This window comes from Microbacterium sp. K2 (genome assembly GCF_051365005.1).
Classification (GTDB): domain Bacteria; phylum Actinomycetota; class Actinomycetes; order Actinomycetales; family Microbacteriaceae; genus Microbacterium; species Microbacterium foliorum_B.
In genome coordinates, this window is sequence record NZ_JBLWII010000007.1 from 21,813 (window position 1) to 48,520 (window position 26,708).

Annotated in this window: 29 protein-coding genes, 1 tRNA gene and 1 riboswitch; of the genes, 12 read left to right on the top strand and 18 right to left on the bottom strand. The window is 67.9% G+C overall.

The window, feature by feature from the left end; all coding sequences use genetic code 11:
* Positions 1-11: 11 nt before the first annotated feature.
* Both ACLKOY_RS16630 and ACLKOY_RS16635 read right to left on the bottom strand, forming a co-directional pair.
* Positions 12-1,721, bottom strand: coding sequence for a helicase-associated domain-containing protein (locus tag ACLKOY_RS16630; RefSeq protein ID WP_436454617.1), 1,710 nt, complete (start codon positions 1,719-1,721; stop codon positions 12-14).
* Between the two features lie 10 nt (positions 1,722-1,731).
* Positions 1,732-2,007, bottom strand: coding sequence for a multidrug ABC transporter ATPase (locus ACLKOY_RS16635; protein ID WP_140037689.1), 276 nt, complete (start codon positions 2,005-2,007; stop codon positions 1,732-1,734).
* 139 nt (positions 2,008-2,146) lie between these two features.
* Between ACLKOY_RS16635 and ACLKOY_RS16640 the strand changes: the two genes are divergently transcribed.
* Positions 2,147-2,527, top strand: a complete 381-nt coding sequence (locus ACLKOY_RS16640) for a cold-shock protein (protein WP_140037688.1) — start codon at positions 2,147-2,149, stop codon at positions 2,525-2,527.
* Positions 2,511-3,188, top strand: coding sequence for a DUF3027 domain-containing protein (locus ACLKOY_RS16645; protein ID WP_436454618.1), 678 nt, complete (start codon positions 2,511-2,513; stop codon positions 3,186-3,188). Before ACLKOY_RS16640 ends, ACLKOY_RS16645 begins: the two co-directional genes overlap by 17 nt.
* Before the next feature lie 70 nt (positions 3,189-3,258).
* On the opposite strand, the gene serC is transcribed toward ACLKOY_RS16645, so the two are convergent.
* A complete protein-coding gene (gene serC, locus ACLKOY_RS16650) occupies positions 3,259-4,371 on the bottom strand; it encodes a phosphoserine transaminase (protein WP_436454619.1) in 1,113 nt (370 codons plus the stop codon).
* 99 nt (positions 4,372-4,470) lie between these two features.
* On the opposite strand from serC, the gene ACLKOY_RS16655 reads away from it, so the two are divergent.
* The 4 genes from ACLKOY_RS16655 (at position 4,471) to ACLKOY_RS16670 (ending at position 7,197) form a co-directional block, all read left to right on the top strand.
* Positions 4,471-5,172, top strand: coding sequence for a metal-dependent transcriptional regulator (locus tag ACLKOY_RS16655; protein WP_290159458.1), 702 nt, complete (start codon positions 4,471-4,473; stop codon positions 5,170-5,172).
* Positions 5,173-5,461: 289 nt separating this feature from the next.
* Positions 5,462-6,256 (top strand): M23 family metallopeptidase, encoded by a 795-nt coding sequence (locus ACLKOY_RS16660; protein WP_436454620.1) that lies wholly within the window; start codon positions 5,462-5,464, stop codon positions 6,254-6,256.
* Between the two features lie 328 nt (positions 6,257-6,584).
* Complete coding sequence (locus ACLKOY_RS16665; protein WP_042539885.1) at positions 6,585-7,082, top strand: HNH endonuclease; 498 nt, start codon at positions 6,585-6,587, stop codon at positions 7,080-7,082.
* 41 nt (positions 7,083-7,123) lie between these two features.
* Positions 7,124-7,197, top strand: a tRNA-Arg gene (locus ACLKOY_RS16670).
* 4 nt (positions 7,198-7,201) lie between these two features.
* Here ACLKOY_RS16670 and ACLKOY_RS16675 read toward each other — a convergent pair.
* The 8 genes from ACLKOY_RS16675 to idi are packed head-to-tail and all read right to left on the bottom strand — an operon-like array spanning position 7,202 to position 15,111.
* On the bottom strand, positions 7,202-9,388 hold the full coding sequence (locus ACLKOY_RS16675) for an MMPL family transporter (protein ID WP_436454621.1): 2,187 nt from the start codon (positions 9,386-9,388) through the stop codon (positions 7,202-7,204).
* 47 nt (positions 9,389-9,435) lie between these two features.
* Positions 9,436-10,323 (bottom strand): prenyltransferase, encoded by an 888-nt coding sequence (locus ACLKOY_RS16680; RefSeq protein ID WP_436454622.1) that lies wholly within the window; start codon positions 10,321-10,323, stop codon positions 9,436-9,438.
* Positions 10,320-10,658 (bottom strand): lycopene cyclase domain-containing protein, encoded by a 339-nt coding sequence (locus ACLKOY_RS16685; RefSeq protein ID WP_436454623.1) that lies wholly within the window; start codon positions 10,656-10,658, stop codon positions 10,320-10,322. The genes ACLKOY_RS16680 and ACLKOY_RS16685 overlap by 4 nt, the downstream gene beginning before the upstream one ends.
* Positions 10,655-10,996 (bottom strand): lycopene cyclase domain-containing protein, encoded by a 342-nt coding sequence (locus ACLKOY_RS16690; RefSeq protein WP_436454787.1) that lies wholly within the window; start codon positions 10,994-10,996, stop codon positions 10,655-10,657. Before ACLKOY_RS16690 ends, ACLKOY_RS16685 begins: the two co-directional genes overlap by 4 nt.
* Complete coding sequence (crtI, locus tag ACLKOY_RS16695) at positions 10,996-12,597, bottom strand: phytoene desaturase family protein (protein WP_436454624.1); 1,602 nt, start codon at positions 12,595-12,597, stop codon at positions 10,996-10,998. The genes ACLKOY_RS16690 and crtI overlap by 1 nt, the downstream gene beginning before the upstream one ends.
* The gene (locus ACLKOY_RS16700) at positions 12,594-13,499 is read right to left on the bottom strand and encodes a phytoene/squalene synthase family protein (RefSeq protein ID WP_436454625.1); all 906 of its coding nucleotides are present in this window, start codon (positions 13,497-13,499) and stop codon (positions 12,594-12,596) included. Before ACLKOY_RS16700 ends, crtI begins: the two co-directional genes overlap by 4 nt.
* Complete coding sequence (locus ACLKOY_RS16705; RefSeq protein WP_436454626.1) at positions 13,496-14,587, bottom strand: polyprenyl synthetase family protein; 1,092 nt, start codon at positions 14,585-14,587, stop codon at positions 13,496-13,498. The genes ACLKOY_RS16700 and ACLKOY_RS16705 overlap by 4 nt, the downstream gene beginning before the upstream one ends.
* Positions 14,588-14,589: 2 nt before the next feature.
* Positions 14,590-15,111 (bottom strand): isopentenyl-diphosphate Delta-isomerase, encoded by a 522-nt coding sequence (gene idi / locus ACLKOY_RS16710; RefSeq protein WP_436454627.1) that lies wholly within the window; start codon positions 15,109-15,111, stop codon positions 14,590-14,592.
* Positions 15,112-15,188: 77 nt separating this feature from the next.
* Here idi and ACLKOY_RS16715 point away from each other — a divergent pair, with 77 nt between their 5' ends.
* Positions 15,189-15,833, top strand: coding sequence for a MarR family winged helix-turn-helix transcriptional regulator (locus ACLKOY_RS16715; protein WP_079113264.1), 645 nt, complete (start codon positions 15,189-15,191; stop codon positions 15,831-15,833).
* Between the two features lies 1 nt (position 15,834).
* Here ACLKOY_RS16715 and ACLKOY_RS16720 read toward each other — a convergent pair whose 3' ends face one another.
* The 3 genes from ACLKOY_RS16720 to ACLKOY_RS16730 all read right to left on the bottom strand — a co-directional run bounded on the left by ACLKOY_RS16720 (position 15,835) and on the right by ACLKOY_RS16730 (position 17,552).
* Positions 15,835-16,179, bottom strand: coding sequence for a histone-like nucleoid-structuring protein Lsr2 (locus tag ACLKOY_RS16720; protein ID WP_042539847.1), 345 nt, complete (start codon positions 16,177-16,179; stop codon positions 15,835-15,837).
* Positions 16,180-16,217: 38 nt separating this feature from the next.
* Positions 16,218-16,544 carry a DMT family transporter gene (locus tag ACLKOY_RS16725; RefSeq protein WP_436454628.1) on the bottom strand — a complete coding sequence of 109 codons (327 nt, stop codon included), beginning with the start codon at positions 16,542-16,544 and terminating at the stop codon, positions 16,218-16,220.
* A 10-nt stretch (positions 16,545-16,554) separates the two neighbouring features.
* Positions 16,555-16,622: riboswitch (guanidine-III (ykkC-III) riboswitch) on the bottom strand.
* A 72-nt stretch (positions 16,623-16,694) separates the two neighbouring features.
* On the bottom strand, positions 16,695-17,552 hold the full coding sequence (locus tag ACLKOY_RS16730) for a LuxR C-terminal-related transcriptional regulator (protein WP_363575060.1): 858 nt from the start codon (positions 17,550-17,552) through the stop codon (positions 16,695-16,697).
* Positions 17,553-17,661: 109 nt separating this feature from the next.
* Here ACLKOY_RS16730 and ACLKOY_RS16735 point away from each other — a divergent pair, with 109 nt between their 5' ends.
* Positions 17,662-18,009 carry a DUF485 domain-containing protein gene (locus ACLKOY_RS16735; RefSeq protein WP_436454629.1) on the top strand — a complete coding sequence of 116 codons (348 nt, stop codon included), beginning with the start codon at positions 17,662-17,664 and terminating at the stop codon, positions 18,007-18,009.
* A 2-nt stretch (positions 18,010-18,011) separates the two neighbouring features.
* Entirely contained in the window at positions 18,012-19,643 is a 1,632-nt protein-coding gene (locus ACLKOY_RS16740; protein WP_436454630.1) for a solute symporter family protein, read from the top strand.
* Positions 19,644-19,705: 62 nt separating this feature from the next.
* Here ACLKOY_RS16740 and ACLKOY_RS16745 read toward each other — a convergent pair whose 3' ends face one another.
* The gene (locus ACLKOY_RS16745; RefSeq protein ID WP_436454631.1) at positions 19,706-20,221 is read right to left on the bottom strand and encodes a methylated-DNA--[protein]-cysteine S-methyltransferase; all 516 of its coding nucleotides are present in this window, start codon (positions 20,219-20,221) and stop codon (positions 19,706-19,708) included.
* Positions 20,222-20,411: 190 nt separating this feature from the next.
* Here ACLKOY_RS16745 and ACLKOY_RS16750 point away from each other — a divergent pair, with 190 nt between their 5' ends.
* Both ACLKOY_RS16750 and ACLKOY_RS16755 read left to right on the top strand, forming a co-directional pair.
* Positions 20,412-24,131 (top strand): AAA family ATPase, encoded by a 3,720-nt coding sequence (locus tag ACLKOY_RS16750; protein ID WP_436454632.1) that lies wholly within the window; start codon positions 20,412-20,414, stop codon positions 24,129-24,131.
* Positions 24,124-24,318, top strand: coding sequence for a hypothetical protein (locus ACLKOY_RS16755; protein ID WP_436454633.1), 195 nt, complete (start codon positions 24,124-24,126; stop codon positions 24,316-24,318). Before ACLKOY_RS16750 ends, ACLKOY_RS16755 begins: the two co-directional genes overlap by 8 nt.
* 86 nt (positions 24,319-24,404) lie before the next feature.
* On the opposite strand, the gene mscL is transcribed toward ACLKOY_RS16755, so the two are convergent.
* The 3 genes from mscL to ACLKOY_RS16770 are packed head-to-tail and all read right to left on the bottom strand — an operon-like array spanning position 24,405 to position 25,740.
* Entirely contained in the window at positions 24,405-24,830 is a 426-nt protein-coding gene (mscL, locus tag ACLKOY_RS16760) for a large conductance mechanosensitive channel protein MscL (protein ID WP_436454634.1), read from the bottom strand.
* A gap of 25 nt (positions 24,831-24,855) precedes the next feature.
* On the bottom strand, positions 24,856-25,128 hold the full coding sequence (locus ACLKOY_RS16765; protein WP_140037666.1) for an FmdB family zinc ribbon protein: 273 nt from the start codon (positions 25,126-25,128) through the stop codon (positions 24,856-24,858).
* A gap of 15 nt (positions 25,129-25,143) precedes the next feature.
* A complete protein-coding gene (locus ACLKOY_RS16770; RefSeq protein WP_436454635.1) occupies positions 25,144-25,740 on the bottom strand; it encodes a 5-formyltetrahydrofolate cyclo-ligase in 597 nt (198 codons plus the stop codon).
* A gap of 40 nt (positions 25,741-25,780) precedes the next feature.
* Between ACLKOY_RS16770 and galU the strand changes: the two genes are divergently transcribed.
* The gene (gene galU / locus ACLKOY_RS16775) at positions 25,781-26,668 is read left to right on the top strand and encodes a UTP--glucose-1-phosphate uridylyltransferase GalU (RefSeq protein ID WP_363575072.1); all 888 of its coding nucleotides are present in this window, start codon (positions 25,781-25,783) and stop codon (positions 26,666-26,668) included.
* Positions 26,669-26,708: the final 40 nt, after the last annotated feature.

Genomic DNA, 26,708 nt, shown 5'->3' on the forward strand with positions numbered 1-26,708 from the left:
AGCTGTCCAGTTTACTGGGGTATCACGACGGCGGCGCGGATGCTCGACACCGGTAGCGTGCGTTCTACATCCGCCGCGCGATCTCGACCGCGGAGGCGTCCGCCGCCGAGCCCGGTGGCTTCGAGGATCAGCTCTCTCGTCGACCCGTCCGGCATGCCGACGCTCACGCGGAGCACCGCCTTCGCCCGGACCGCGGCGTCGAGTTCGCGGTCGAGCCAGGCGGCATCCGCGTCCGGCCCCTGATGCGCGCGCATGGCGGCGATGAGCGAGGAGTAGTCCGGAGCGGGGTCGGGCGTCGTTTCGGAGATCGGATTCCGTTCCCGTGCGATCGGGTGTCCCTCGTCGTCGACGAGCGTCGCGGGGTACCGTGCGTCCGTCAGCGCCCAGTAGACGGTGTCGCGCCCCACGCGCGTGGTCAGAGAGGCGACGTGCTTCGTGAGGGCCAGCGGCCGCAGCCCCTGGTCGACGGCCATCGCCTCGATCAGATGCTGGTCGCTGCTCTCGATGCGCGTTCGACCGGTCTCGGGGTCGATCGACACGCGAACCAGGCCGTGACGCTGCGCGGTCTGGGTGACGAGGTAGCGGAGCGGCTGCGGGATGCCGGTGAGTGAGAGCGATTCGAGGAACTCGAGGATCGACTGCTCGGTCTCGCCGGCGACGAGCGCGTGGGCGATCGATTCCGGGGTGAAGCGATAGGTGGAGGCCTGGGCTGCGGACTCTCTCGCGGCGATCGTGCGCAGCCGCACGTCGAGCCCGGGGGCGAGAGGGCCCGGCGAGATCGCGCTCAGGTCGTTCTGAAGGAAGATGCGATCGACCTCGTTCGGGAGCAGTGCGACGAGCGCAGCGGCGTCGACGCTCGCGCCTCGGCGGATCGATGCCGCCCATGCGGGTTCGCTGTCGCCATCGACGATGAGCCCGAGCAGGCGAGCGCGCTCGAGCAGCGCGGCGCTGCGATCGGCCCAGGCGGGGTCCCACGGGTGCGCCTGTGCCCAGGTCATCGTGGGCAACCACCCGCCGTCTGACGTGCGCACCCCGCGAGGGAGAGCGTCACGGAAGCCCTCCACGAGCGCGCTCCACCGGTCCGCCACCGGCGATCGCAGCCACTCCTCGGTCCGCGGAGTGGTGCGCAGCCTGCGAGCATCGGGCGCGACGAGACCCGAATCGATCGCGATCGCGATCAGTGCGTCGATCGACTCGGCGGTGACGCCCGATTCGCTGAGCTGCCGCTTCTCTCCCGCGCTGACGTTGCCGCCGGTGAGAAGGGCGAAGGGCTTCTCCCGTGCCAGCAGCAGCAGATCGGCGAGGGCGGAGACGGTCGTGAAGGCCCGCTCGGCCGCGTGGGCGGTCTCGGAGTCGGTCGCCGGCGTCGGTGCCCAAGGGCTGAGCGGAGTCGGCTCGGGACGGTCCTCGACGGCGGCGATGACCGGAGGAAAGGGCGCTCCGTCGGGGCGCAGCAGTGCGAGGTTCTCGAGCGTCGTCCGGTGGGCGGACCGCTCTGCGGCAGGGGTGCTCGCAGCTGCAAGGAGCATCGCTGCCTCGCCGTGCGTCAGCAGGGGCAGGACCCGCGCGATAGACGCCGGGTCGAGGAGTGCCTCTGCGGCGTCGAAGAAGTCCTGCCAGCCGACGTCGGCACGCACACGCCGCGCTGAGAACAGAGTCGTGAGCTGCTCGTCGCTCGCCGCGGAGAGCCATTCGGCCAGCGGACGGGCGTGCGTGCTCATGACGGATACCTCAGGGCCGCGATGCCGCGCGCCCCTTGCGGATGAAGCTCATGGCGAGGAGCACGATGATCATGACGAATGCGGCGGGAAGCCCCCAGTAGGGGATCGCGGCGATGAACGGCCAGGCGCCGGTGCCGAAGTCCTCCTGCTGCATGCCGACGGCGGTGCCGATGATGATCGCGAAGAAGCAGATGATGGACGCCGCGGCGAGTCCGAGTGCCGTGAACGCCAGGATGCGATCGATGCGGCGAACGGGAACCTCAGGTTCGGGACTCTTGGTGCTCATCCGTCTCAGCCTAGTCGCTGCGGGGTCTGGCGGTTCCGCATCGTGACCTACGGATTCCCTGCCCGGCGACCGGTAGGCTGGAGGTGGTCGCACACGTGCGTCCGATCCAGCTCCACACCGACTCAGCGAGGTTTCTCCCATGCCCACCGGCAAGGTCAGGTTCTACGACGAAGACAAGGGTTTCGGCTTCATCGCCAGCGATGACGGCCAAGACGTCTTCCTGCACGCTTCCGCCATGCCCACCGGCGCGGCAGTCAAGGCGGGTTCACGCGTGGAGTTCGGTGTCGCCGACGGCAAGCGCGGCCTCCAGGCGCTGTCCGTGCGGGTGCTCGAAGCCCCGCCGAGCCTCTCGAAGGCGAAGCGCAAGCCGGCGGACGACATGGCGATCATCGTCGAGGACCTCGTGAAGCTCCTCGACGGGATGGGCGGCGATCTGCGACGCGGCCGGTATCCCTCGTCGGCGCACGGCCGCAAGATCGCGGCAGTTCTGCGCAAGGTAGCCGATGACCTCGAAGCCTGAGGTGGACCAGCGTCTGATCGACGCTCACGATCTCGCGCTCGCCGCGCTGCACGAGATCACTCCGCCGTCGACCGTCGGACCCGCAGCCGACTACATCCCCGAAGAGGGCGGCTCTGTGTCGCTGCGCTTCGAGAACCGACTTCCCGGGTACCCGGGCTGGTACTGGACGGTCACGGTCGCGCGCGTCGACGACGAGGAGCCGACCGTGCTCGAGCTCGAGCTGCTGCCGGGCGACGGAGCGCTGCTCGCGCCCGAATGGGTGCCGTGGGCCGAGCGCCTCGCCGAGTACCGCGCCCACCAGGTGGAGCTCGCGGCGCAGGCGGCCGCGGCCGCTGCGGACGGCGCGGACGCGACATCGGTCGACGACGAATCCGAAGACGACGACGATCTCGATGACGACGACCTCGACGACGATGACGACGACATCGACGAGGACGAGCTCGCCACCGAGCCGCGCGTGCTGCATGCGGGCGACCTCGACGGAGTCGACATCGACGAACTCGATGACTCGGCCGCTGCGGACGACGACTCGGACTCGGATGACGAGGACTCCGACGACGGTGACTCCGAGGACGACGAGGACTCCGATGACGAGGACTCCGATGACGAGGACTCCGATGACGAGGACTCCGATGACGAGGACTCCGACGACGAGGAATGACCGTCCGCTGAGGCGAACGAGAGAAGGGGCCGCGTGCGAACGCGGCCCCTTCTCTCGTTGACTCCCGGCGTCAGGCGCTCTGCTGCTCGAGCACGTAGTCGAGAGAGCGAGTGAGCTGTCGGATGTCGTCCGGTTCGATCGACACGAAGGTGGCGACCCGCAGCTGGTTGCGGCCGAGCTTGCGGTAGGGCTCGGTGTCGACGATGCCGTTGGCCCGCAGGGTCTTGGCCACGGCTGCTGCGTCGACGCTGTCGTCGAAGTCGATGGTCGCGACGACGGGCGAGCGGTGTGCGGCATCCGTGACGAACGGGGTCGCCACGGCGGATGCCGATGCCCAGTCGTAGAGGAGTCCCGAGGACTCCGCAGTGCGGCCTCCGGCCCACGACAGGCCGCCGTTCGACAGGATCCAGCTGAGCTGGCTGTCGAGCAGGTGCAGGGTCGTCAGTGCCGGCGTGTTCAGCGTCTGGTTGAGCCTCGAGTTGTCGACGGCGTTCTTCAGGCTGAGGAACTCCGGGATGTACCGGTCGGAGGCGGCGATGCGCTCGATCCGGTCGACCGCGGCAGGGGACACCGCGGCGAACCACAGGCCTCCGTCGGAGCCGAGGTTCTTCTGAGGCGCGAAGTAGTAGACGTCCGCCTGCGCGGCGTCGAAGTCGATGCCACCGGCAGCGCTGGTCGCGTCGATGACGGTCAGAGCGCCGTCAGCGGCCACGCGCTCGATGGGCGCCGCGACGCCGGTGGACGTCTCATTGTGCGGCCAGGCGTAGACGTCGACGCCCTCGACCACCTCTGCGGCCGTGCGTGAACCCGGCTCGGACTTGCGGACGTCGGGGGCTTCGAGCCACGGGGCGGCGGCTGCGGCGGCGAACTTGCCGCCGAACTCGCCGAAAACGAGGTTCTGACTGCGGCGCTCGATCAGGCCGAAGGCCGCAGCATCCCAGAACGCCGTCGAACCGCCGTTGCCGACGATGATCTCGTAGCCCTCGGGAAGGCGGAAGAGCGCTGCCAGCTGCTCCCGGACGCTGCCGACCAGGTTCTTGACCGGCGCCTGGCGGTGCGAGGTGCCGAGCAGTGTCGGAGCCGCGGCGAGCAGCGCCTCGAGCTGCGCGGTGCGCACCTTCGAAGGACCGCAGCCGAAGCGGCCGTCAGCGGGCAGGAGGTCACGGGGAATCTCGATCGCCATGCGTCGATCCTACGGCGTGAACCCCGAGCGCCCCGACCTCATGACGCCCTGATGTCCGCGCGGGAATGTAGGCTTGCCTAAGAAGACCCGGAGGGCCACATGACGGACTTGATCGACACCACGGAGATGTACCTCCGCACCATCCTCGAACTCGAGGAGGAGAACATCGTGCCGCTGCGTGCGCGAATCTCCGAGCGTCTCGGCCACTCGGGTCCGACGGTCTCGCAGACGGTCGGGCGCATGGAGCGCGACGGTCTCGTCGTCGTGTCCGAAGACCGCACTCTCGAGCTGACCGACGCGGGCCGCCGCAAGGCCGTCAACGTCATGCGCAAGCACCGTCTTGCCGAGCGTCTGCTCTCCGATGTCATCGGTCTCGACTGGGCGTACGTGCACGAAGAAGCCTGCCGCTGGGAGCACGTCATGAGCGAGCAGGTCGAGCGTCGACTGGTCGAGCTGCTGGGCCACCCGACCGAATCCCCGTACGGCAACCCGATCCCCGGACTTGACCAGCTGGGAGACACCCCGGCGCGCACTTTCGACGAGGGCGTCATCGGGCTGGTGCAGAAGCTGAACGCCGCAGGCGCCCCGATCGACGGAACCGTACGTCGTCTCGCCGAGCCCGCTCAGGTCGATCCCGAGCTGCTCGAGCAGCTCCGCGATGCGGGAGTCGTTCCGGGCGCGAAGGGCGACTACCGCTTCAACGAGGGGTACGTCCTCATCCAGATGGAGGGCAAGGAAGACGGACTGGAACTCCCCGTCGAGCTCGCCTCGCACATCTTCCTGGTCGGCGAACCCGCCTGACGCATCGGTCCGATCGGCCCGAAATCCGCGTGATTCCGCCTCTCCGAGGATTGCCAGGTTCGTGGGGTGACAGGATCGTTATCTTCCGGTAACCTCGGACAAGTCGTCGCAGAAGCCCACTGATGACACCCGAGAGGACTCGCCTTCCAGGCTCGTCGACCTCTCGGTCAGACCGCACAACGTACCCGAGCTACATTCGTGCCACGAGAGCAGAGTGCCGACGAGCCAGCGCTACCCGAGCGCGCAGGCGCTGGAGGATCAAGTTTTGGCCAAAGACATCGAATCGCCCATGAAGACAACTGAAGATCGAGCAGTCGCACGCAGCTCTCGCAGCCGCGTCGACGCTCGCAAGGTCGTGAAGCCCTTGCGTTCGATCGCCATCTTCGGGGCCGTCGGTGCTCTTGTCGCCGCTGTCGCTCTTCCCGCCTACGCCGCGACGAAGCCGGCCGAGACGGCGACGACTCTGCAGCAGATGGCTGCTGTCGACGCCCAGTCGCTGGTCGTCGCCTCGGATGCCACCTCTGCCCCGCTCAGCCGCGGCACGTTCACCGCCACGACTCCGGGCGAGATCGAGAAGAAGAAGGCGGAAGAAGCAGCCGCGGCCCGTGCGGCCGCCGCTGCCGCCTCCGTCGCTTCGACGTCGGGGACCAAGATCGACATAGGGCGCTATGCGCTGGTGTCACCCGGCTCCGGCGAGGTCCGGTATCCGCTTCCGCAGGGTTCGTACAACGTCAGCCGCACGGTCGGCGGCGCCCACCAGGGTGCTGACATGCTTGCTCCTGCCGGAACCCCGATCTATGCCGCCGCTGCGGGCGTCGTGCGTGCCTCGGCAGAGAGCATCGGCGGGTACGGCGTCGCAGTCATGCTCGACAGCGTCGTGGGTGGCCAGCGCGTGCAGACCACGTACGGCCACATGATCTACGGCTCGCGCCAGGTCCAGGCAGGCCAGACGGTCGCCGCTGGTCAGCTGATCGGCTTCGTCGGCAGCACCGGGCGTTCTACCGCCAACCATCTGCACTTCGAGGTCTGGGTCAACGGCGGGCTCATGGAGCCGATCGCCTGGCTCGGCGCCAACGCGGGCTGATCGCGCTACCCACCTCGCTTCCTCCCGGACACGCCTCCGGGAGTTCACCCGCAGTTTCGCCCTCGGGCACTCCTGATGGGTTAGCCTGAACCCGTTGTCGCACAGGCGGGAGAAGCTGATGGAGCGAATACCGAGCATCCGAACCATGGATGCCCTCGGTCGTCACGTCCTTCTGCATCGTCCGCAGGGACACCACGGCGTTGCCGTGCGTATGAGGCGCTGTCTGTAGACAGCGCCTTTTTTCGTCCCTGCGAACGCTTCCACTCCGTGCGGCTTCGTGTGAGTCGAGAGTGCCGGGAAGCCGTCCCGGCGGATCGAGAGGATGACGATGCGCACACTTGTACTGAACGCAGGATACGAACCGCTCGCGATCGTGTCGTTCAAGAGAGCCCTGGTCCTGGTCATGAACGACAAGGCCACCGTGATCGAACGCGTGGAAGACGACCCCGTCTGGGGCAGCCACGGCGTCTACGACCGCCCCGCCGTCATCGTCCTCTCGCGTTACGTGCGCATTCCCGCAAGCAGACGGGTGCCGGTGACCCGGCGGGGAGTCCTGCGCCGCGACAATCACCGCTGCGGCTACTGCGGCAAGGCGGCGTCGACCATCGACCACGTGATGCCGCGATCACGGGGCGGAGCCGATTCATGGGAGAACCTCGTCGCCTGCTGCCTGCGCTGCAACAACACCAAGAGCGACCGCACTCCGCAGGAGATGCGCTGGGAGCTGCGGTTCGCGCCGCGTCCTCCTCACGGCACGGCGTGGACGGTGCGTGGCACCGAGCGGAGCGATCCGAGGTGGGAGCCGTACCTCGCCCTCGCGGCGTGAGCGGAAGGCGGGGGCGAGGCTTCCTCTAGAATGGAATCCTCGCCCCCGTAGCTCAGCAGGATAGAGCAGCCCTCTCCTAAAGGGCAGGTCGCTGGTTCGAATCCAGTCGAGGGCACCCCTCAGTCGCGACCGCTGCGCCACAGCTTCGACGGCCACCAGATCACTCGGCCCAGGTCGTAGGCGAGCGCCGGCACGAGCAGCGAGCGCACCACGAACGTGTCGAGCAGCACGCCGAACGCGACGATGAACGCGAGCTGCGCCAGGAACAGGATCGGGATCACACCCAGCGCGGCGAAGGTCGCAGCGAGCACGAGGCCGGCGGAGGTGATCACGCCTCCTGTGATCGAGAGCCCTCGAAGAACGCCCTCGCGTGTGCCGTGCTCGAGAGATTCCTCGCGCACCCTGGTCATCAGGAAGATGTTGTAGTCGATGCCGAGCGCGACCAGGAACACGAACCCGTACAGCGGCACGGCAGGGTCGGCGCCGGGGAAGTCGAACACGCCGTTGAACACCAGCGCCGAGACGCCCATGGCCGTGCCGAACGACAGCACGGTGGTGATGATGAGCAGCACCGGGGCGAGGATCGAACGCAGCAGCAGCATGAGGATGAGCATGATCACCACGAGGACCACCGGGATGATCAGGTTGCGATCGTGGATCGAGGCATCGTTGGTGTCGATGGCCGTCGCGGTGACTCCTCCCACCAGCGCATCGATCTCGTTCAACTCTGCGCGCAGATCACGCACCGTGGCGGCAGCCGCATCCGAGTCCGCTGCGTCGGTCAAGGTGCCCTGCAGCAGGACCTCGCCGTCGACGACGGTGGGCTCGGGAACCGGGGTCCCCGGAGGGCCGACCGCCACCAGTCCGTCTTCGGTGACCGTGGCCGCGCCGCTCGGCGAATCGGCAGCCGTCACCGAGACCCCGTCGACGCCGTCGTCGGCGAGAAGCACGTCGGCGGCATCCTGCAGGCGGTCCTCCTGGACCACCACGTAGACGGGGCTGCCCGAACCGCCGGGGAAGTGCTCGCCGAGGGCCACCTGTCCGTCACGGGCTTCAGAGGCGCCGAGCACGAGGTCGGACTGCGGCACGCCGACGGCGTTGAGCTGCAGCACGCCGGAGGCGCCGGCGAGCAGCACCAGGGTCGTGACGATCCAGATGACGCGCGGACGCTTGGTGATCAGGCGCGCGAGTCGCGCCCACAGCCCCGTCTTGCGCATGCCGTGCTCCTCGGCGACGACCTCGGGCTCGAACTTCGGCCGCCGGGGCCAGAACACCGCACGGCCGAACAGCAGCAGCAGCGCAGGAAGCAGTGTGAGCGCGGCGAGCATCGCGAACACGATGCCGATCGCGGCCACGGGCCCGAGAGTGCTGTTGGACTTGAGGTCGCTGAGCAGCAGGCACAGAAGACCGGCGATCACCGTGCCGCCGGAGGCGACGATCGGCTCGAACGAGCCCTTCCACGCCGCGAGCACGGCCGTTCCTTTGTCCTGAGACACTCGGAGTTCTTCGCGGAACCGCGCCACCAGCAGCAGGGCGTAGTCGGTGGCGGCTCCGATGACCAGGATGAACAGGATGCCCTGGGTCTGGCCGCTGAGCAGCAGCACCTCGAACTTCGCCAGCCACCAGACGACGAGCAGCGCCACGCAGAGCGCGAACAGGCTCGTCGAGAGCACGACGATGGGCAGCAGGAACGAGCGGTAGACCAGCACCAGGATGACGAGCACCGCGAGAAGGGCGACGCCCAGCAACAGTCCGTCGATCCCCGCGAACCCGGCCACGAGGTCTGCGCTGAAGCCCGCAGGACCCGTGATGTAGACCGTAACACCGTCCGGAGCCGCTTCGCGCAACTGAGACCCGAGTGCGTCGATCGCATCGGCGAGCTCGGCGTCGCCCTCGATGGGGATGAACGCCTGCACGGCCTTGCCGTCTTCCGAGGTCAGAGCGGGGGAGACATCCTCGCTCACGCCCTCGACGGACGGCGCGTCGGCCACGGCATCCGAGATGTTCTGGACATCCGACTCCGAGAGTTCGCCATCGGAGACGAAGACGGCGATCGCCGGGATGGCGTCGCTGTCGTTGAACTCGCCGAGGAGCTTCTGCACCTGAGTGGCATCGGCCGACTCGGGCAGATAGCTCGTCTGATCGTTCGACGAGACCTCGTCGACCTTGCCGAACAGCGGGCCACCGAGCCCTGCCCCGACCAGCCACACCAGGATCAGCGCGACGGGGATGAGGACGCGCGCCCAGGAATGGCGCCGCGTACGCACTCTGGTCGGCGGGGTCGGCGCGTGCTCAGGGCGGGACATCGGGTTCCTCTCGGGACGTGCAGGGTGGGGATCAGCGGTGATGGGCGTCAGGAGACCCAGGCGAGGATGAGGATCATCGTCGCGAGGAACCCGGCGAAGTAGTTGAGGAAGATGAATCGCCGCCAGGCGCGGTTGGTGCCCGCGGAGGTCTCGTCGGTGACGTTCCACCAGGGTGCGGCGTTCACGATGTAGGGCAGCGCGAGCGCGGCACCCAGAGGGCCCGGCCACGAGGTGAACAGCATCGCGACTCCGGCCATCGCCCAGAGCGCGATCGACAGACGCACGGTCGCACGGGCTCCGATCACGGTCGCGATCGAGCCGATGCTCCCTTCGCGGTCGGGTGTGATGTCCTGCACCGCTCCGAAGGCGTGTGCGGCCATGCCCCACAGGAAGAAGGCGACGAGCACGATGACCGCCGTGGGCGTGACGGACGCGTCGGCCAGGGCGAGACCCACGATCGCCGGGGTCACGAAGTGCAGGCTCGACGTCGTCGAATCGACGAACGGCCGCTCCTTGAAGCGGAGCTTCGGCGCGGAGTAGGCGATCACGGCGAACACACTGATCGCGAGCCAGAGCCAGGCCGCAGGGTTTCCGACCGCGACGAGGTAGACGAGGAACGGCACGTTCGTCACGACCGCCGCCCACAGGGTGGCCCGGTGGATGCGCGGAGAGAGCAGCGCGCCCTCGATCCCGCCCTTGCGCGGATTGGCGAGGTCGGACGCGTAGTCGAACACGTCATTGATGCCGTACATCGCCAGGTTGTAGGGCACCAGGAAGTACAGCGTGCCGATGATCAGCGTGAGGTCGATCTCGCGCGTGGAGAGAAGGTAGGCGGCTGCGAACGGGAAGGCGGTGTTGATCCAGCTGATCGGACGGGATGACAGAACGATCTGAGCGATGTCGCGACCGACGGAACCGCGCGTCGATGAGGTCATGAGGGCTCCTCATCGGTGGCGCGGATGCGAGCGCGTCGACGGGCGCGCAGCGCCGCCCACAGGGCCGGAAGCAGCACCGCCCCGGCGAGCGGATAGGCGAAGTCCTCGAGAGGCGCGAGGCCGATGTGCAGACCGAGCAGATGATCGGCGGAGTAGTGGAACAGGCCCGTCGCGATCATCACCGTGTCGAACACGGCGGTGAGGATGAGGAGCACCGCGATGGTAGCGGCCATCGCGCCGAGATGGGCGCGATGCCGACCCGAGATGACGGACAGGACGACGGCCGCCACCACCGCTGCGCCGACGAACCATGCGGAGAGCTCGATGTAGGTCACTGCGCGACCTCGCTCGGGCGGCGGCTCAGTCGTGTCAGGATCCGCACGGCACCGGTGTAGACGATCATCGTGCACACGACGAGGAAGACGAGGAAGACGGGCTCCTCGATGGGCAGCTCGGGTGCGAGGACGATCCCTGTCGCGATGGCCGAGTCGCCGCGGAAGAAGATCCCTCCGGCGATGCCCGCGACGTCCCAGACGAGGAAGAACGCGAGCCCGACGGCCGTGACGACGGCCGCGGTCACGGCGTCGCGCCAGAAGAACAGTCGAAATCGCCAGTCGAGCAGCAGCATGCATCCGAGTGTGGCGAGCAGGACTGCCGGATACACGAAGCCCATCACGCTGTTCCGCTCGGGGACGCAGCGGTGGCCGAGACATCGAGGGGTCCGCTGGAGTGGTCGCCGCGGATCCGCTTGAGGACGATCTCGGCACTGATCAAGCACATCGGCACACCGACTCCCGGAGCGGTCGTGGCACCGGCGTAGTAGAGGCCGGACACCTGTCGCGACTCGTTCTGAGCCCGGAACATCGCACTCTGGGAGAGGATGTGCGCAGGCCCCAGCATCCCGCCGCGCCATGAGTTGTAGTCCGTGAGGAAGTCGGCGGGGCCCTTCGTCTCACGCACCACGATGCGCTCGCGCAGATCGTCGATTCCGGCCCAGCTCGCGATCTGGTCGATCGCGGCATCCGCCGCATGCTCGATCGCGGCTGATCCGCCGCCGTCGGAGCCTCCCGCGCCCAAAGCCGTGTCGGCCGGGATCGGCACGAGCACGAAGAGATTCTCGTGCCCTTCGGGTGCGACGCTGCTGTCGGTGGCGCTCGGCCGGCAGACGTAGGTCGAGGCGGGGGAGGGGATCTCGGGCGCATCGCCGAAGATGGCGTCGAAGTTGGCATCCCAGTCTTCGGTGAAGAACAGCGAGTGGTGCGGCAGCTCGGGCAGAGAGCCGCGGACGCCGAGCATCACGAGCACGGCACCCGGTCCGCTCGTCCGCCGCTGCCACCACGAATCGGGGTACGTGCGAAGGTGCGGTGGGAGCAGCGCCGTCTCGGTGTGGTGCAGATCGGCGCCGGAGACGACGATGTCGGCGTCTGCCGTGTGGGCCACTCCGTCGGAGTCGCGCCACTCGACACCCGTCACGGTGGGTGCGCCCGAACGGATGCCGGTGCTGATCGCCGTGACGTCGGCATCCAGCACGATCTTGGCGCCCGCCTTCTCGGCCAGATCCGCGATGCGCTCGACGACCCGCCAGAACCCGCCCTGCGGATAGCTGACGCCCTCGTCGAGGTCGAGAGCGCTCATGAGGTGATACATCGCCGGCGCGGTGCGGGGGTCGGTGCCGAGGAACACCGCGGGGTATCCGAGCAGCTGACGGATTACCGGATCGCGGAAGCGTCGAGCGGCGAACGACTGCAGGCGTGTGCCCAGCAGCGTGAAGAGACGAGGGAGGGCTCGCAGCACCTCCGGCGTCATAAGCGTGCGCAACCGCGTGAACGGGTTGTAGAGGAAGTAGCGTTCGGCCATGACGCGCGCATCGTGCGCCGAGTCGAGGTACGCGTCGAGCGCCTGCGCCGAGCCGGGCTCGCGAGACTCGAACAGACGGGACACGGCTGCGCGCCCGGTGGGCACCGTGACGGAGGGCGAAGGGCGCCCGTCCGACTCCGGCGCCTGGAAGACCCGGTACCCGGGATCGAGCAACGTCAGGTCGAGCTGATCCTGCGTCGAGGTGCCCATCATCTCGAAGAAGTGATCGAACACCTCGGGCATGAGGTACCACGACGGCCCGGAATCAAATCGGAAGCCGTCGCGCTCGATCGTTCCCGCGCGACCGCCGACCCGGTTGTTCTTCTCGTAGACGGTCACATCGTGACCGTCGCGGGCGAGCAATCCGGCGACAGCGAGACCGGCGACGCCTGCGCCGATCACCGCGACCCGACTCATCGGTTCCGCTCCATCGCCGTCACGAGCACCGATCGCGCGGCCAGCAGCGCCTTGATCGGATCGGGGACCCGCACTCGGCGCTCGTAGAGGCTCGAGGCCGGAGTCCTCGCGACGCGTCTCGTCAGTGCGGCGAACAGCGCGTGGGCGCTGCGCACGGCTGCGCGCGAGTCTTTGGGCAGCAGGGGGATCGAGCGTGCCGCGTCGTCGAGCTGCGCTGTGATCGTGCGAACCCAGTCGTCGCGGTCGGCGTCGGTGAGCCGGCCGCTGTCCCCGAGATACCCGCGCTGCAGGCGCTCGGTGTCGTCTGCGAGGTCCCGCAGGAAGTTGACGTTCTGGAAGGCCGCGCCGAGCTGTCGCGCTCCGTGGGTCAGGGTCTCGAGCTCGCCGGTCGTGCGCTTCTCGTCTCGTAGGAACACGCGGAGGCACATCAGTCCGACCACCTCGGCAGAGCCGTACACATAGCGCTCATGCGCCGCCGCGTCGTACGCGGTGAAGTCGGTGTCGGACGCGATGTCAGCGGCCATCGAGTCGAAGAAGGGCTGCGTGAGGTCCTCGCCGATCCCGCTCTCCCTCGCTGTGCGCGCGAAGGCGTGCAGCACGAGGTCCGTGCTGTATCCGACGCTCATCGCCCGGTGTGTCTCGGCCACATAAGACGCGAGCGCGTCGGTCTGGGCGGACTCGTCGAGTCCTGCCTGCGCGGCGACCCCGTCGACGATCTCGTCGGCGATGCGCACCATGGCGTAGATGTTGCGCACGTGCTGGCGATGTCTCTCGCCGAGCAGTCGCGTCGCGAGCCCGAACGACGTCGAGTAGGTGCGGATGACCTCGGTGGATGCGGTGTCGGCGGCGCGGTTGAATCGCCCCAGACTCGCACTCGACGCGTCGTGAGGGGTCGGGCTCATGCCTGGCGTCCTTCGAGGCGGGACGCGGAGACCAGGATCGACCGCGCGGCGTCCGAGCTGATCTCGCCGGCGAGCTCAGCCTCGGACAGCAGCGCGTAGACCGCGTCGAGCTGATCGCCGATGAGCCCGACGACGAATCGCTCGGCTCCGCATTCGCGCAGCAGATCGCGCATCGCGGTGGCGTCCTGCAGGCTCAGGTCTGCGGAACCGAATCGGGGCGCGATGCTCTCCCAGGTGCTCGTCGAACGGGCGAAGGCGATGAGGGCGGTCTCCTTGCCCTCCCGCAGATCGGAGAACGCGTCCTTGCCGTGCGTGCGGTGGTCGCCGAACACACAGAGCAGATCGTCCTGCAACTGGTAGGCGAGGCCCAGGTGGCGGCCGACGGACTGCAGTGTCGCTTCGGCAGAAGCCGAGGATTCGGCCAGGAGCGCGGCCGCTCGCAGCGGCAGGGAGAACGAGTAGGTGGCCGTCTTGTAGACGCTCATGCTGAGAACGGTGTCGACATCCGAGGCGATGATCCCATGGCTCAGCGCGACGTCGGTGTGCTCGCCGGCCACCGTCTCGATGATGGTCTGTTCGACGAGATCGAGCAACCGTCGCCGCGCGTGCGCCGAGACCTCTGCCCGGGCGAAGCCCATGATCGCTGCCGAGAGCATCAGGTCACCCATCAGGATCGCACTGGACCGTGCCCAGTGCAGCGCGCCCTCTTCGGAGGTGCCTGGCGCGCCTGCCGCGAGCTGTCCGATCAGGTTCGGTCGCTTGCGGCGGGTGAGGTCTCCGTCGATGACGTCGTCGTGGAGCAGGAAGGCGTAGTGCAGCAGCTCGATGTGCGTCGCGATGTCGACGGCGGCCGTCGTCGCGCTCTCATCGGCGGACGGGACCAGTGCGCGGTGGATGTCGAGCAGCAGCCGCGGGCGCACGAGTTTGCCGCCGAGGGCATGGTCGGCGGTCGCGCGCCAGAGTGCGGCGAACTCGCTTCCGTACGCCTCGGCGTTCTCGCAGTGCAGGTCGAAGCGCTGACGGAGCACCGATTCGACCCGCATGCTCATGTCTTCTCGCGGCGCGGCCTGCGTCACGGTCACGGTCATGGTCACACCACCCCGAGGTCGCGGAGCTGGGGGAGCTGCTCGACGAGCCAGGGGCTGAAGGCGAAGGGGGCGCCGATCACGGAGTCGGCGAACTCCGCCGGGTCCACCCATTCCCACTCGGCGACCTCGTCAGGGTCGGGGGAGAGGGGGCCGTCCGCGATGGCCACATGGACGGGACAGATCTCGTTCTCGACGATCCCGCTCGCGTCGACGGCCCGGTAGCGGTAGTCGGGCAGCACCACGGAGACGTCGGTAAGGCGGAGCCCGAGCTCGTCATTCGCGCGGCGATGCACCGCGTCGGTCATGTCCTCGCCGGGTCGCGGGTGACCGCAGAAGCTGTTGGTCCAGACGCCGGGCCACGTGCGCTTCGCGAGTGCTCGTCGCGTCACCAGCAGTCGCCCGTCACGGTCGAAGACGTGGCAGGAGAAGGCCAGGTGAAGAGGGGTATCGGTCGTGTGGACCGTGTCTTTCGCACTGGTGCCGATCGCGACTCCGTCTGCAGAAAGGAGGGTGACCTCATCCAACGGGGGAACCTCCTAGATTTTCGCTAGCTTAGCTAATAATCAACATAACATGAAACATTCGTGTGTAGCATGATGTCATGCACGACGGACCCGACGCCACCCCCCGCGGAAGCGGCGCGTCCGACGTCCTCTCTCGACAGGAGGCGGGCTCGCCGGACGGCGTCGCGCACGCGGCGATCTACGACGTCGAATCCGCGGATCCGCGGAGCACCCTGATCGACCGGTCGGGAGTCGCGCCGGAGGACCTGCGCCAGATCGCGCTGGTGATGGGAGCACTTGGCGAGCTCAGGGACGCTGAGCAGAAGCTGTCGCTCGCCTCGCGCCGCTACATGCGCCTCAATGACACGGACATGCGAGCGCTGCATTATCTGATCGTCTGCGCGAACCGCGGTGCGACGGCCACTCCTGGGGGCATCGCCACCCACCTCGGCATCTCGACGGCGTCGACGACCAAGCTACTCGACCGCCTGGAGAAGGGCGGCCACATCCGGCGCGCACCGCATCCGACCGACCGGCGCGCTCTGGCGATCACCATCACTCCGGAGACGCGACAGGCGGCGATGGAGACGGTGGGTCGTCAGCAGGCCAAGCGCTTCTACTCAGCGGCGCGGTTGACGGCGGACGAGCGTGACGTCGTCATCCGATTCCTGTCGGACATGGCGAAGGAGATCACGCTCCGGGATGAGCCGTGGGCCCAACCCGGAGTCGCGACCTCCGAGTGAGTCAGTGCGCGGCGTTGTACGCCTCGACGACCGGAGCAGGAATCCGGCCCCGCTCTGAGAGCGTGTAGCCGTTGTCGTTGGCCCACGCCCTGATCGCGGCGACCTCCGGATTGCGGCCGGCACGCTTGCGAGGTGCCGCCGATCGCGCAGACACGGCGGAGCCGGCCCGACGCCCTGCCGAGATATACGGCTCGAGTGCCGCGCGCAATTCCTCTGCGTGAGCGGTATTCAGATCGATTTCGTACGAGGTTCCATTCAGCGAGAAATGCACGGTCTCGCCTTCACCGACGTCCAGAACGCTTCCGTCGATGTCGTCTACCAGCTGGTGCACAATTCTTCTTGCCATGGAAATGACAATACTCCGAATTGACGAGTCTGAGGATATTACTCGTGACCGGGGTCGATCAATTTCAAACCGACGATGCATCCGACGAGTCCGAGAAGCAACAGGATGCGCGCCCAGGAGATCTCGCTGTCACCCGTGACCATCGCCCAGACGACGGTGAGTGTCACCCCGATTCCGACCCACACCGCATAGGCGGTGCCGGTCGCGATATCACGCATCGCGAATGCGAGCCCGATCATCGAGAGCGCGAGTCCGCCCACGAAGATGAAGCTGGGCCACAGTTTGGTGAGTCCCTCGGATTTGCCCAGGGCAGTCGCCCACACGGCCTCGAGGACTCCGGAGATGATCAGCACTATCCACGACATGACGGTCCTTTCGGACCAGTCTTTTCGCTCACCGGGTACTGGTCTGCCTCGTCCGGGGCCGGGGTTCACCGACCGGTATTCACGATAGCCGTCGGCGCTGGGCAGTGCCTGTGCAGCTCTTGCTCGGCGATTGTCGCGCGTGCAGAAGGCTCAGGGGAGCAGCCCGGCGCGGCGCGCCTTGGCCACGGCGGCGTGGCGGGTCGACGCGTCGAGCTTCGACATCGCGGTTCCGAGGTAGGCCTTGACCGTGCCCTCGCGGAGGCCGAGTTGGCCGGCGATCTCCGCATTCGTCGCCCCCAGGGCCGCGCAGGCGAGCACATCGGTTTCACGACGGGAGAGATGAACGGTCGAGATCGGTCCGGTGCCCGTCGGCACAGCGTCCTCCGCGAGCATCACGAGACGCTGCTCCACCTGCGCGATCCGCGCGCGCAGCTCGGCATCGTCGACGGACGCCCCGATGCTGCGAAGCTCTGCGAAGCTCTCGCGCAGCTCTTCGCGATGGCGAGGCGCGACGGATTCAGATGCCGGCGTCACCGCGCGCAGTCGCCGCTCCACCTCGTCGCGAACGCGAAGCTCCTCCGCCACCGACTGCGCGACCTGCATCGCCGGAGCGGTCGTCACGCCTCCGACGGGTGTCGTGTCCCAGGTGCCGGCGTAGAGCACGCCCCGAGGGCGACCGCTCACGATGATCGGCAGAGCGAGCAGCGTCCGCAGCCCCTCTCCGAGCACGAACACGTCGTAGTCATGGGTGATCTGCTGCGAGGAACCGTAGTCGCTGGTCATCCGAGGGCGCAGCTCCATCATCGCCCGCCCGCCGAGACCACGCTCGGGTCTCACTCGCAGTCCGTCGAGGCTGCGAGTGCGATTTCCGACGATGCTGGTGACGCTGACGACACCCTCGTCGACGAGTCCTCCGAAGGTGACGGGGAACCGGGTGCGCTGAGCGAGCTCGCGCACTGCTCTGGCGACGAGCTCGGTCTCTGATTCCATCTGGGTCGATGTGCTCACGACTACCTACTTTCGGGGGTGACGGCGCTGTTCCCCGTTTCGTAGCGTCGACCCTATCATTCGCCTGGGAAACCGGGGCGAGCCGCAGCACATGAGGCAAGGAGGCCCCATGACCGACCATTCAACGGCAGATTCGCCGGGAGCGATCGACTACATCGCTGTCGAGCAATCACCACGATTCCGCGAGTTGAAGAAGACGCAGCGATCGTTCATCTTCCCGCTCGCGGCGTTCTTCCTCATCTGGTACTTCGTCTACGTCTTGCTCGCCGCATTCGCGATCGACTTCATGTCGCAGAAGGTGTGGGGCGATATCACCGTCGGACTGCTCATGGGTCTCGGGCAGTTCGTCACCACCTTCGCGATCACGATGGGCTATGTCGCGTTCGCGAATCGCAGGCTCGACCCGATAGCGACCGAGATCCGTGACGAACTCGAGAAGGCGCAGGCGGAGGCATGAACATGATCCAGACTGCAACCCAGGCGGTCGAGGTCGAGAGCAATCCCATTCTCAACATCTCGATCTTCGGTGCATTCGTCGCGGTGACGTTGTTCATCGTTATTCGCGCGAGCAAGAACAACAAGACGGCGGCTGACTACTATGCCGCCGGGCGCTCGTTCACGGGGCCGCAGAACGGCTTCGCGATCGCCGGCGATTACCTTTCCGCGGCGTCGTTCCTCGGAATCTGCGGAGCGATCGCGATCAACGGCTATGACGGATTCCTCTATTCGATCGGATTCCTCGTCGCCTGGCTCGTCGCGTTGCTTCTCGTCGCAGAGCTCATGCGCAACACCGGCAAGTTCACAATGGCCGACGTGCTGTCCTTCCGTCTGAAGCAGCGCCCGGTGCGCATGGCGGCCGCGATCACGACGCTCGCCGTGTGCTTCTTCTATCTGCTGGCGCAGATGGCGGGTGCCGGCGGCCTCGTCTCGCTGCTGCTCGGCATCGACGGCCGCGTCGGGCAGTCGATCGTGATCGCTGTGGTCGGTCTGCTGATGATCGTGTACGTCCTCATCGGAGGCATGAAGGGCACGACCTGGGTGCAGATCGTCAAGGCGTTCCTGCTCATCGGCGGGGCCATCGCGATGACGATCTGGGTGCTGGCGATCAACGGGTTCAGCCTCAACACGCTGCTCGAGGCGGCCGTGGCGAACTCCGACAAGGGCGACGCGATCCTCGGGCCGGGGCTGCAGTACGGTGCGAACCCGTGGGACTTCGTGTCGCTCGGCATGGCTCTCGTGCTCGGAACAGCTGGACTCCCGCACGTGCTGATGCGCTTCTACACGGTGCCCACGGCCAAGGAAGCCCGCCGTTCGGTGGTGTGGGCGATCTGGCTCATCGGCGGCTTCTACCTGCTGACGTTGGTGCTCGGGTACGGAGCGGGCGCGCTCGTCGGCGCGGATGTGATCGCGGCGGCTCCGGGTGGACCGAACTCCGCCGCTCCGCTGCTAGCGCTGTACCTGGGCGGACCGGTGCTGCTCGGCTTCATCTCGGCGGTCGCGTTCGCGACCATCCTCGCCGTGGTCGCCGGACTCACGATCACGGCAGCCGCCTCGTTCGCGCATGACATCTATGCGAACGTGATCCAGAAGGGCAAGAAGGACTGCGCGGGCAACCCGGTCGAGCCCGACCCTGACGGCGAGGTGCGCGTCGCGCGGCGAACGGTGGTCGTGATCGGCATCCTCGCGATCGTCGGCGGCATCGGCGCGCAGGGGCAGAACATCGCCTTCCTCGTGGCGCTCGCCTTCGCGGTCGCCGCCTCGGCGAACCTGCCGACGATCCTCTACTCGCTGTTCTGGAGACGATTCAACACACGCGGGGCCGTCTGGAGCATGTACGGCGGTCTTGCGGCGGCGATCATCCTCATCGTCCTGTCGCCCGTGTTCTCCGGTTCGCCGACGTCGATGATCCCCGGAATCGACATCGTCCTGTGGCCGATGAACAATCCGGGCATCGTGTCGATCCCGCTCGGCTTCTTCCTCGGCTGGCTCGGAACCGTCACGAGCCGCACCAAGGAGTCGCCACTCCTGGCCGCCGAGATGGAGGTGCGCTCGCTCACCGGGTTCGGAGCGGAGAAGGCCGTGGATCACTGATCCGGCGGTGATGCGAACGTGGACCCCGACGGCCTACACGTCGGGGTCCACGTCGTGTGCGGTCAGCGGTGCGACTCGAGGTCGAGAAGGAATCTCTTGCGCTCGGGATGCGCGCCGTACTGCCCCGCCGTTCCGTCCCACCGCACCACGCGGTGAACGGGGACGACGATCGAGAAGGGCGTGAGGCGGCAGGCGGTGCCGACGGCGCGCGCGGCACCGGGGCGACCGGCGAGAGCTGCGATCTCGCCGTAGCTCATCGTCTCTCCCCACTCGATCGTGCTGATCGTCTGAAGCGCGGTGCGGGCGAACCCGTCGACGAGCCGCCAGTCGAACGCCAGATGATCCTGGAAGCGCACCGGCGAGCCGTCGAAGTACGCATCGAGGAGCTCGGTGACCTCGTCGGCTGCTCCCGGGTCCGGCTCGGGCACGGCGCGAAGCTGGCCCGAGACGTTCTCGAGAACCCAGGGAACCGAAGGGTCGTCTGATTCCGAGAGGTCGAATCGGACGAGACCCTCGTCGGAGAACACGGCGAGGACGTCTCCGAACGGGGTCGGTGCGAAGTCGTAGCGGAAGGTCATGCATCCATACTGACCGCAGCGATCCGGCACGGGCATCATCGTGAGCGCGACCGGGGGAGACCCTGCCGACTCGCTGCCTGCGTGCAGAAGCAGTCCGCATGCGCCCGGTGCAGGCCTCTGATGGGCGGAAATACGGCGAAACCCGCCAGGGATACCGGCTGTGCGGCGAGGCGCGCTTAGTGTGTGAGGTGTGTGGCGACGTGAAGGCAAGGCTGCGGATGACGCAGCGACCGATGCCGCAGTGACCCTCGGCGAGTTGCACGAGCCGGTCTCCGGTATCGGCATCGCGCATGCCGCAGAGGCGGAGCGCACCCGTCTGCGTGCGGAGGCCGCCGACCTCGGCGGCTCATCGCCGCTCGTCAACTTCCGCGACACGGTCGAGTCCGGCATCGACATCTCGAAGGCTCACCCCGGCAGCCTTCCGCAGTTCATCACCGGCAAATCAACCCTGCTGTCGAACCTCTATCGCGACGAGGTCGGTCTGCGGACCGCGAGGCTCGCCGCCGAGCGGATCACCGCGAAGAACACCGAGCTGCGCACCGTCCGAGGCATCGAAGCCGTGCATCTCGCGGTCGGAGTCGCGGGATGGCGCATCGGCGGGGCGGAGTTCTCGGCACCCGTGCTGCTGCGGCCGCTGGCGATCCGTCGGCACCACTCCGACTTCGAGCTCAAGCTGCAGGGGGCGTTCGAGGTGAACCCGGAGCTCGTGCGGATCGCGCGCGAGCACTTCGGCATCACGATCGACGCCGCGGCGCTCGCCGCCCTCGCCTACGACGGCGGGATCTTCAAGCCGCAGCCGGTGATCGACAGCCTGCGGGCCACGACGCGATCGATCGACACGTTCACGGTGCTGCCGAGGCTCGTGGTCTCGACCTTCGCCGACGTCGGCGGCGCGATGTCCCGCGACGGCGGCAGCCTCGACCATGTCGTGCTCAACGCGCTCGCCGGGCACGTGGGCGACCGCGAGCAGGTCTCCGCGCGCAGACCCGACCCCCATCACACCGGACCGGATGACCGCGCGCCGGCATCCGACAATCTCCTGCTCGACGCGGATGCCGAGCAGGAGGCGCTTCTCGCGAAGATCGCGGCCGGCCACTCCCTCACTGTCGCGACCCTCCCCGGCACCGGCGGCACGCAGACCGTGATCAACGCGCTCGGCGAACTCGTGCGTGCCGGCAAGCGCGTGCTCGTCGTCTCGGCTCGGCGCTCGACCCTCGACGGCGTGCGGCATCGCCTGGCGGGCATCGGTCTCGACAGCCTGGCCGTCTCGCCCGCCAGTGTGCGCCGCGACCTCGTGCGTGCGATCGGCCGGAACGAGAAGGCGACTGCTCCGAAGGTCAGCGACGTCGATGACGCACTGGTGCGTCTGCGCGCCGTGCTGCGGGACTACCGGCAGGCGCTCACCGCTCCGGTCGCCGGGACGAACTCCTCGGTGCTCGACGCCACGCGCCACCTCACGAGGCTCGCCTCGCTGCCCACTCCGCCGTCGACCACGGCGCGCCTCAGCGCCGAGACCCTTCGCCGTCTCGCCGATGACCGCTCGTCTGCTGCCGCCGCGCTCGCGCAGGCGGCGCGCCTGGGCGAGTTCCGCTTCGGCCCTGACGACTCGCCCTGGTACGGCGTGACCTTCTCGAGCACGGAGGCGGCGAAGTCCGCGCATCAGCTGGCGGCGCGCCTGCACTCCGAGAGCGTGCCTGCGCTGCTCGAGCGGGGCTACGCGCTGATCGCCCAGACGCACATGCGTCCGTTCTCGACCATCGACGAGCTCGGCGAGTACATGCGGCTCCTGCAGGGCATCCGTGATTCCCTCGACCGATTCAGCCCCACCGTGTTCGAACGCCCGCTGGGGGAACTGATCCAGGCCCACGGTTCGCGACGCGATGCGCCGGCGATGTCCGGAGCCAACCGGCGCCGTCTGCGTCGACTCGCCAAGGAGTACGTCCGCCCGGGCGTGCACGTCACCGAGATGCACGAGTCGCTGCTGCGCATCCAGGCGCAGCGCACCCAGTGGCAGCGATTCGTGGAAGCCGGTGTCGCACCCGAGGTGCCGCTCGGCCTCGCCGACGTCTACGCCTCCTGGCAGCGCGTCACCGCCGAGCTCGCAGAGCTGGATGTCGCACTCGGACGCAGGGAGCCGCTCTCGACGCTCCCCGTCGCGCGACTCGTGCGCACTCTCGCGGGCCTCGCCGCCAAGTCCGATGTCTTCGACAACCTCGTGGAGCGCGCGCAGCTGCGCGATCGGCTGGCCGAACTGGGTCTCGAGCCGCTGCTCGCGGAGTTGTCCGTTCGCCATGTCGCCGAGTCGCGCGTGGGCGACGAGCTGGAGTTCGCCTGGTGGCAGACGCTGCTCGAACGCGCTCTGCGGGAGGACCGTGCGCTGCTCGGCGCGAACACCGCTGTGGTCGATCGGCTCGAGCGGGACTTCCGTCTCGTCGACGAGGCGCATGCCGCGATGGCGGGCCCGCTGCTCGCGTGGCAGCTCGCGAACCAGTGGAAGATCGCGATCGTCGACGAGCCGCAGGAATCCCAGAATCTGAGGCGCGCACTGAAGCAGCCGGCGACGACGACGGCCGAGATCGTGAGCTCTGCGCCCACCCTCGTCGACGTGCTCGCACCGGTCTGGATCTCGTCGCCCTACCTCGTGCCGCAGATCCCCGACTCGGTCGAATTCGACACGGTGCTCCTCGTCGACGCGGCCGCCATCAACCTGGCAGAGGCCGCCCCGGCGATCCGCCGCGCTCGTCAGGTCGTGGCGTTCGGCGACCCGGTCACGCAGCTGCCGACCGCGTTCCACGTCGCCGTCGACCCCGGGTCCGAGTGGGAGCACGAGGTTCCCTTCGACTCGGTATCGGTGTTCGAGCGGCTCTCCGAGCTGCTCCCGGTGATGACCCTCACGCGCAGCTACCGCGCCGGCGGCGAAGACCTCGCCGAGCTCATCAACGACGCGTTCTACGGCGGCGAGATCGTCTCCCTGCCCTGGGCGGGCTCGTACCTCGGCCGTGGCAGTCTCACCGTCGACTATGTCGAAGGCGGCACCGGAGCCCCCGACCCCGTGTCGGGTGCGGTGGAGAGCCCCGAAGCCGAGGTCGCGCGCGTGGTCACGCTGGTCGTGGAGCACGCCGTGCACCGCCCGGACGAGTCTCTGATGGTCGTCACGGCGAGCAGACGTCACGCTGAGCGTGTGCGCGCCGCGGTCACCTCCGCCTTCGCCGGACGATCGGATGTCGCCGACTTCGTCGGCCGCGACACCGCCGAGCCCTTCGCGGTGCTCACTCTCGAGGAGTCGGTCGCCGAGAGCCGCGACCGCGTGATCTTCTCGCTCGGCTACGGGCTCACCAAGCACGGCCGGGTGCTCAGCGACTTCGGAGATCTCTCGACGCCGGATGGCGAGCGGCTGCTCACGGTGGGGATGACCCGCGCGCGGCGATCAATGGTCATCGTCTCGTCGATCCGGCCCTCTTCGTTCGACGACGGTCGCCTCGAGTACGGTGCGGCCACGCTGATGTCGATCCTGGGCGGCCTCGCCACCCGCGCACGCGATGCGCGCCTTGAGGATCTCGCGGATCCGCTGACGCTCGCGCTCGCGCGCGAGCTGCGTCGCCTCGGCGCGGCCGTCGACGTCGACTACCGCGGCCTGCTGCCGCTCGTCGCCCAGCACAACGGCAAGGCGGTCGTGATCGAGTCAGACCCGGAGTCTCGGGGGGAGTCGCTGCGCGAGACGCTCCGACTGCGCCCGCATGTGCTGCGTCGCCTCGGCTGGCACTACGTGCGCGTGCATGCGTTCGACCTCTACAGCGACCCGGTCACCGCGGCCACGCGTATCGCGGGAGTCCTGGGCATCTCGGCATCCGCCGCTCGCGCCGAGAACGACACGCAGCCGATCGATCTCTCAGATCCGCAGAATGACTGACGAGCGCGACCCTGACGCGCCCCGGCAGAAGGTCGTTCGGGTCGTCGGATCGAGACGGGCCCGGCTGACTCCGGTGGCGGGAACCGACACCGACCCGGAGCGGGTCTCGAAGGAGACGCATCGGCCGAAGGGCCCGAAGGGTCCGAACGACGATCAGCTGATGCAGGACGTGCCCCCGCACTACTGAGCGACTGCCCCGAGTTCTCCGCAGGGGATACGACGAAGCGCACGGCCCGATCAGGACCGTGCGCTTCGTCGTAGGACGACGGTGCGTCAGCTGCGCGAGCTGTTCCTGGCGAGCAGGTCGCGGATCTCGACGAGCAGCTCGGCCTCGGTGGCCGCGGCCGGCTCCTCCTCGGGCTGCTCGGCCGGGGTGCCCTTGCGGGCCTCGACGTGCGCCTTGAACGTGTTCATCGGCAGGACGAAGACGAAGTACACGACCACGGCGACCGAGAGGAAGCTGATGATCGCCGAGATCAGGTCGCCGATCGGGAACGTGACCTGGTCGCCGTAGATGCTCGTCAGTTGCGGACCGAAGTTGCCGGTCGCGTCGGCCTTGAAGAACAGCGAGACGAGCGGGGTGATGATGCTGTTGACCACGGCGGTGACGATCGCCGTGAACGCGGTGCCGATGACGACCGCGACCGCGAGGTCGATCACGTTGCCGCGGAGGATGAAGTCCTTGAAGCCTTTGAGCATGAATGCCTCCGAAGAGTCGATGTTGTCAGGAAGAAGTGCTGGTCGACGCGGGTGCCGGAGTGGTGCTCTTGGCCGGCTCCGACTTCGATGATGCCGGGGCGGGGGCGGAAGCGCCGGAGCCCGCGCGCGAGTCGGTGCGATAGAAGCCCGATCCGTTGAACGTCACGCCGATCGATCCGTACTGCTTGCGCAACTCGCCGCCGCACTCGGGGCACACGGTGAGGGCGTCGTCCGAGAAGCTCTGCACGGCGTCGAAGGCGTGGCCGCACGAACGGCAGGCATAGGCATAGGTGGGCATTGCGATCCTCGCGGGTCAGCGTCGCGTCGGCGACAGGTGCAGGGTCTGCGTCGGAGTCACGATGCCGGAGACCGGCTGATCGTGCACCTCCCTCGGCAGGAAGTCGAGTACCTCGGAATCATAGATGACTGCGTAGACAGGTGGGCACTTCTCCATCGATCCGATGGTCTTGTCGAAGTATCCGCGCCCCCAGCCCATGCGCATCCCGGTGCGGTCGACAGCGGCGGCGGGGATCACCATCAGATCGACGTCGTTGACCGCGATCGGACCGAGGACCTCACCGGTGGGCTCGGGCAGCCCGAACAGGCCCTCGGTGATGTCGTCGTCATCGGTCGCCACCGCCCAGTCGAGCAGACCGTCTGCGCGCGTCACCGGAAGCAGGACCCGGATGCCGCGGCGCACGGCCCCGGTGACGAACTCCCTCGTGCCCGGCTCGGTCGTGGTCGAGAGGAAGCACGAGATCGATCGGGCGCCGAGCGACTCGACGAACTCATCGAGTCGCTGCGTGATGGCGGATGCCGCGGTCTCTCGCTGCGCGTCGCTCAGCCGCTGGCGGCGCTCGCGGAGTTCGGCGCGAAGCGCGCGCTTCTCATGCTCGACGTCATGGGACATGCCTCCGAGTCTACGGTGGCATCCCCACTAGGCTGTGTGGATGGGTATTAGGAAGATGAAGGCTGTCATTCCCGCTGCAGGACTGGGAACACGGTTCCTGCCGGCGACGAAGGCGATGCCGAAGGAGATGCTGCCGGTCGTCGACAAGCCGGCCATCCAGTACGTCGTCGAAGAGGCCGCCTCCGCCGGGATCGACGACATCCTCGTCATCATCGGCCGCAACAAGAACGCGATCTCCAACCACTTCGACTCGGTTCCCGAGCTCGAGGTGAAGCTGATGGAGAAGGGCGACACCGGTCGCCTGGCGCGGGTCATCCACTCGAGCGATCTCGCCGACATCCACTTCGTCCGACAGGGCGAGCCGAAGGGCCTCGGTCACGCGGTGCTGCGTGCTCGCACGCACGTCGGCGACAGCTCCTTCGCCGTGCTTCTGGGCGACGACCTCATCGACGAGCGCGACCAGCTGCTCACCGAGATGATCGCGGAGCACGAGCGCACCGGCGCCGCCGTGATCGCCCTCATGGAGGTCGACCCCGCGAGCATCCACATGTACGGCGCCGCAGCCGTCGAGGACATCGAGGGGTCGGACGCCGTGCGGGTGACCGACCTCGTCGAGAAGCCGGCTGCCGAAGACGCTCCGTCGAACCTCGCGATCATCGGTCGCTACGTGCTTCCCGCGTCGATCTTCGAGGTGCTCGAGCGCACCGAACCGGGCAAGGGCGGAGAGATCCAGCTGACCGATGCGCTGCAGGAGCTGGCGACCAGCCCCGAGGGCCCCGGTGTGGTCGGCGTGATCTTCCGCGGACGCCGGTATGACACCGGTGACCGCGTCGACTACATCAAGGCGATCGTGCAGCTGGCATCCGATCGCGAAGACCTCGGTCCCGAGCTGCGTCCGTGGCTCAAGGAGTTCGCGGAACGCCTCTAGGCGTCGTCGCGGTCGTGGGCGCGCGGATGGATCAGGCGAC

Excerpts from the sequence above, each read along its gene's own strand:
- ACLKOY_RS16700 (WP_436454625.1), bottom strand. The coding sequence starts at position 13,499 with ATGAGCCCGACCCCTCACGACGCGTCGAGTGCGAGTCTGGGGCGATTC.
- ACLKOY_RS16715 (WP_079113264.1), top strand. The coding sequence starts at position 15,189 with ATGCACGACGGACCCGACGCCACCCCCCGCGGAAGCGGCGCGTCCGAC.
- ACLKOY_RS16635 (WP_140037689.1), bottom strand. The coding sequence starts at position 2,007 with ATGAGCACCAAGAGTCCCGAACCTGAGGTTCCCGTTCGCCGCATCGAT.
- serC (WP_436454619.1), bottom strand. The coding sequence starts at position 4,371 with ATGGCGATCGAGATTCCCCGTGACCTCCTGCCCGCTGACGGCCGCTTC.
- ACLKOY_RS16690 (WP_436454787.1), bottom strand. The coding sequence starts at position 10,996 with ATGGGCTTCGTGTATCCGGCAGTCCTGCTCGCCACACTCGGATGCATG.
- ACLKOY_RS16630 (WP_436454617.1), bottom strand. The coding sequence starts at position 1,721 with ATGAGCACGCACGCCCGTCCGCTGGCCGAATGGCTCTCCGCGGCGAGC.
- ACLKOY_RS16660 (WP_436454620.1), top strand. The coding sequence starts at position 5,462 with ATGAAGACAACTGAAGATCGAGCAGTCGCACGCAGCTCTCGCAGCCGC.
- ACLKOY_RS16755 (WP_436454633.1), top strand. The coding sequence starts at position 24,124 with ATGACTGACGAGCGCGACCCTGACGCGCCCCGGCAGAAGGTCGTTCGG.
- ACLKOY_RS16770 (WP_436454635.1), bottom strand. The coding sequence starts at position 25,740 with ATGTCCCATGACGTCGAGCATGAGAAGCGCGCGCTTCGCGCCGAACTC.
- ACLKOY_RS16740 (WP_436454630.1), top strand. The coding sequence starts at position 18,012 with ATGATCCAGACTGCAACCCAGGCGGTCGAGGTCGAGAGCAATCCCATT.
- ACLKOY_RS16680 (WP_436454622.1), bottom strand. The coding sequence starts at position 10,323 with ATGACCTCATCGACGCGCGGTTCCGTCGGTCGCGACATCGCTCAGATC.
- ACLKOY_RS16665 (WP_042539885.1), top strand. The coding sequence starts at position 6,585 with ATGCGCACACTTGTACTGAACGCAGGATACGAACCGCTCGCGATCGTG.
- galU (WP_363575072.1), top strand. The coding sequence starts at position 25,781 with ATGGGTATTAGGAAGATGAAGGCTGTCATTCCCGCTGCAGGACTGGGA.
- ACLKOY_RS16765 (WP_140037666.1), bottom strand. The coding sequence starts at position 25,128 with ATGCCCACCTATGCCTATGCCTGCCGTTCGTGCGGCCACGCCTTCGAC.
- ACLKOY_RS16645 (WP_436454618.1), top strand. The coding sequence starts at position 2,511 with ATGACCTCGAAGCCTGAGGTGGACCAGCGTCTGATCGACGCTCACGAT.
- ACLKOY_RS16720 (WP_042539847.1), bottom strand. The coding sequence starts at position 16,179 with ATGGCAAGAAGAATTGTGCACCAGCTGGTAGACGACATCGACGGAAGC.
- ACLKOY_RS16640 (WP_140037688.1), top strand. The coding sequence starts at position 2,147 with ATGCCCACCGGCAAGGTCAGGTTCTACGACGAAGACAAGGGTTTCGGC.
- crtI (WP_436454624.1), bottom strand. The coding sequence starts at position 12,597 with ATGAGTCGGGTCGCGGTGATCGGCGCAGGCGTCGCCGGTCTCGCTGTC.
- ACLKOY_RS16725 (WP_436454628.1), bottom strand. The coding sequence starts at position 16,544 with ATGTCGTGGATAGTGCTGATCATCTCCGGAGTCCTCGAGGCCGTGTGG.
- ACLKOY_RS16655 (WP_290159458.1), top strand. The coding sequence starts at position 4,471 with ATGACGGACTTGATCGACACCACGGAGATGTACCTCCGCACCATCCTC.
- ACLKOY_RS16705 (WP_436454626.1), bottom strand. The coding sequence starts at position 14,587 with ATGACCGTGACCGTGACGCAGGCCGCGCCGCGAGAAGACATGAGCATG.
- ACLKOY_RS16745 (WP_436454631.1), bottom strand. The coding sequence starts at position 20,221 with ATGACCTTCCGCTACGACTTCGCACCGACCCCGTTCGGAGACGTCCTC.
- ACLKOY_RS16735 (WP_436454629.1), top strand. The coding sequence starts at position 17,662 with ATGACCGACCATTCAACGGCAGATTCGCCGGGAGCGATCGACTACATC.
- ACLKOY_RS16675 (WP_436454621.1), bottom strand. The coding sequence starts at position 9,388 with ATGTCCCGCCCTGAGCACGCGCCGACCCCGCCGACCAGAGTGCGTACG.
- mscL (WP_436454634.1), bottom strand. The coding sequence starts at position 24,830 with ATGCTCAAAGGCTTCAAGGACTTCATCCTCCGCGGCAACGTGATCGAC.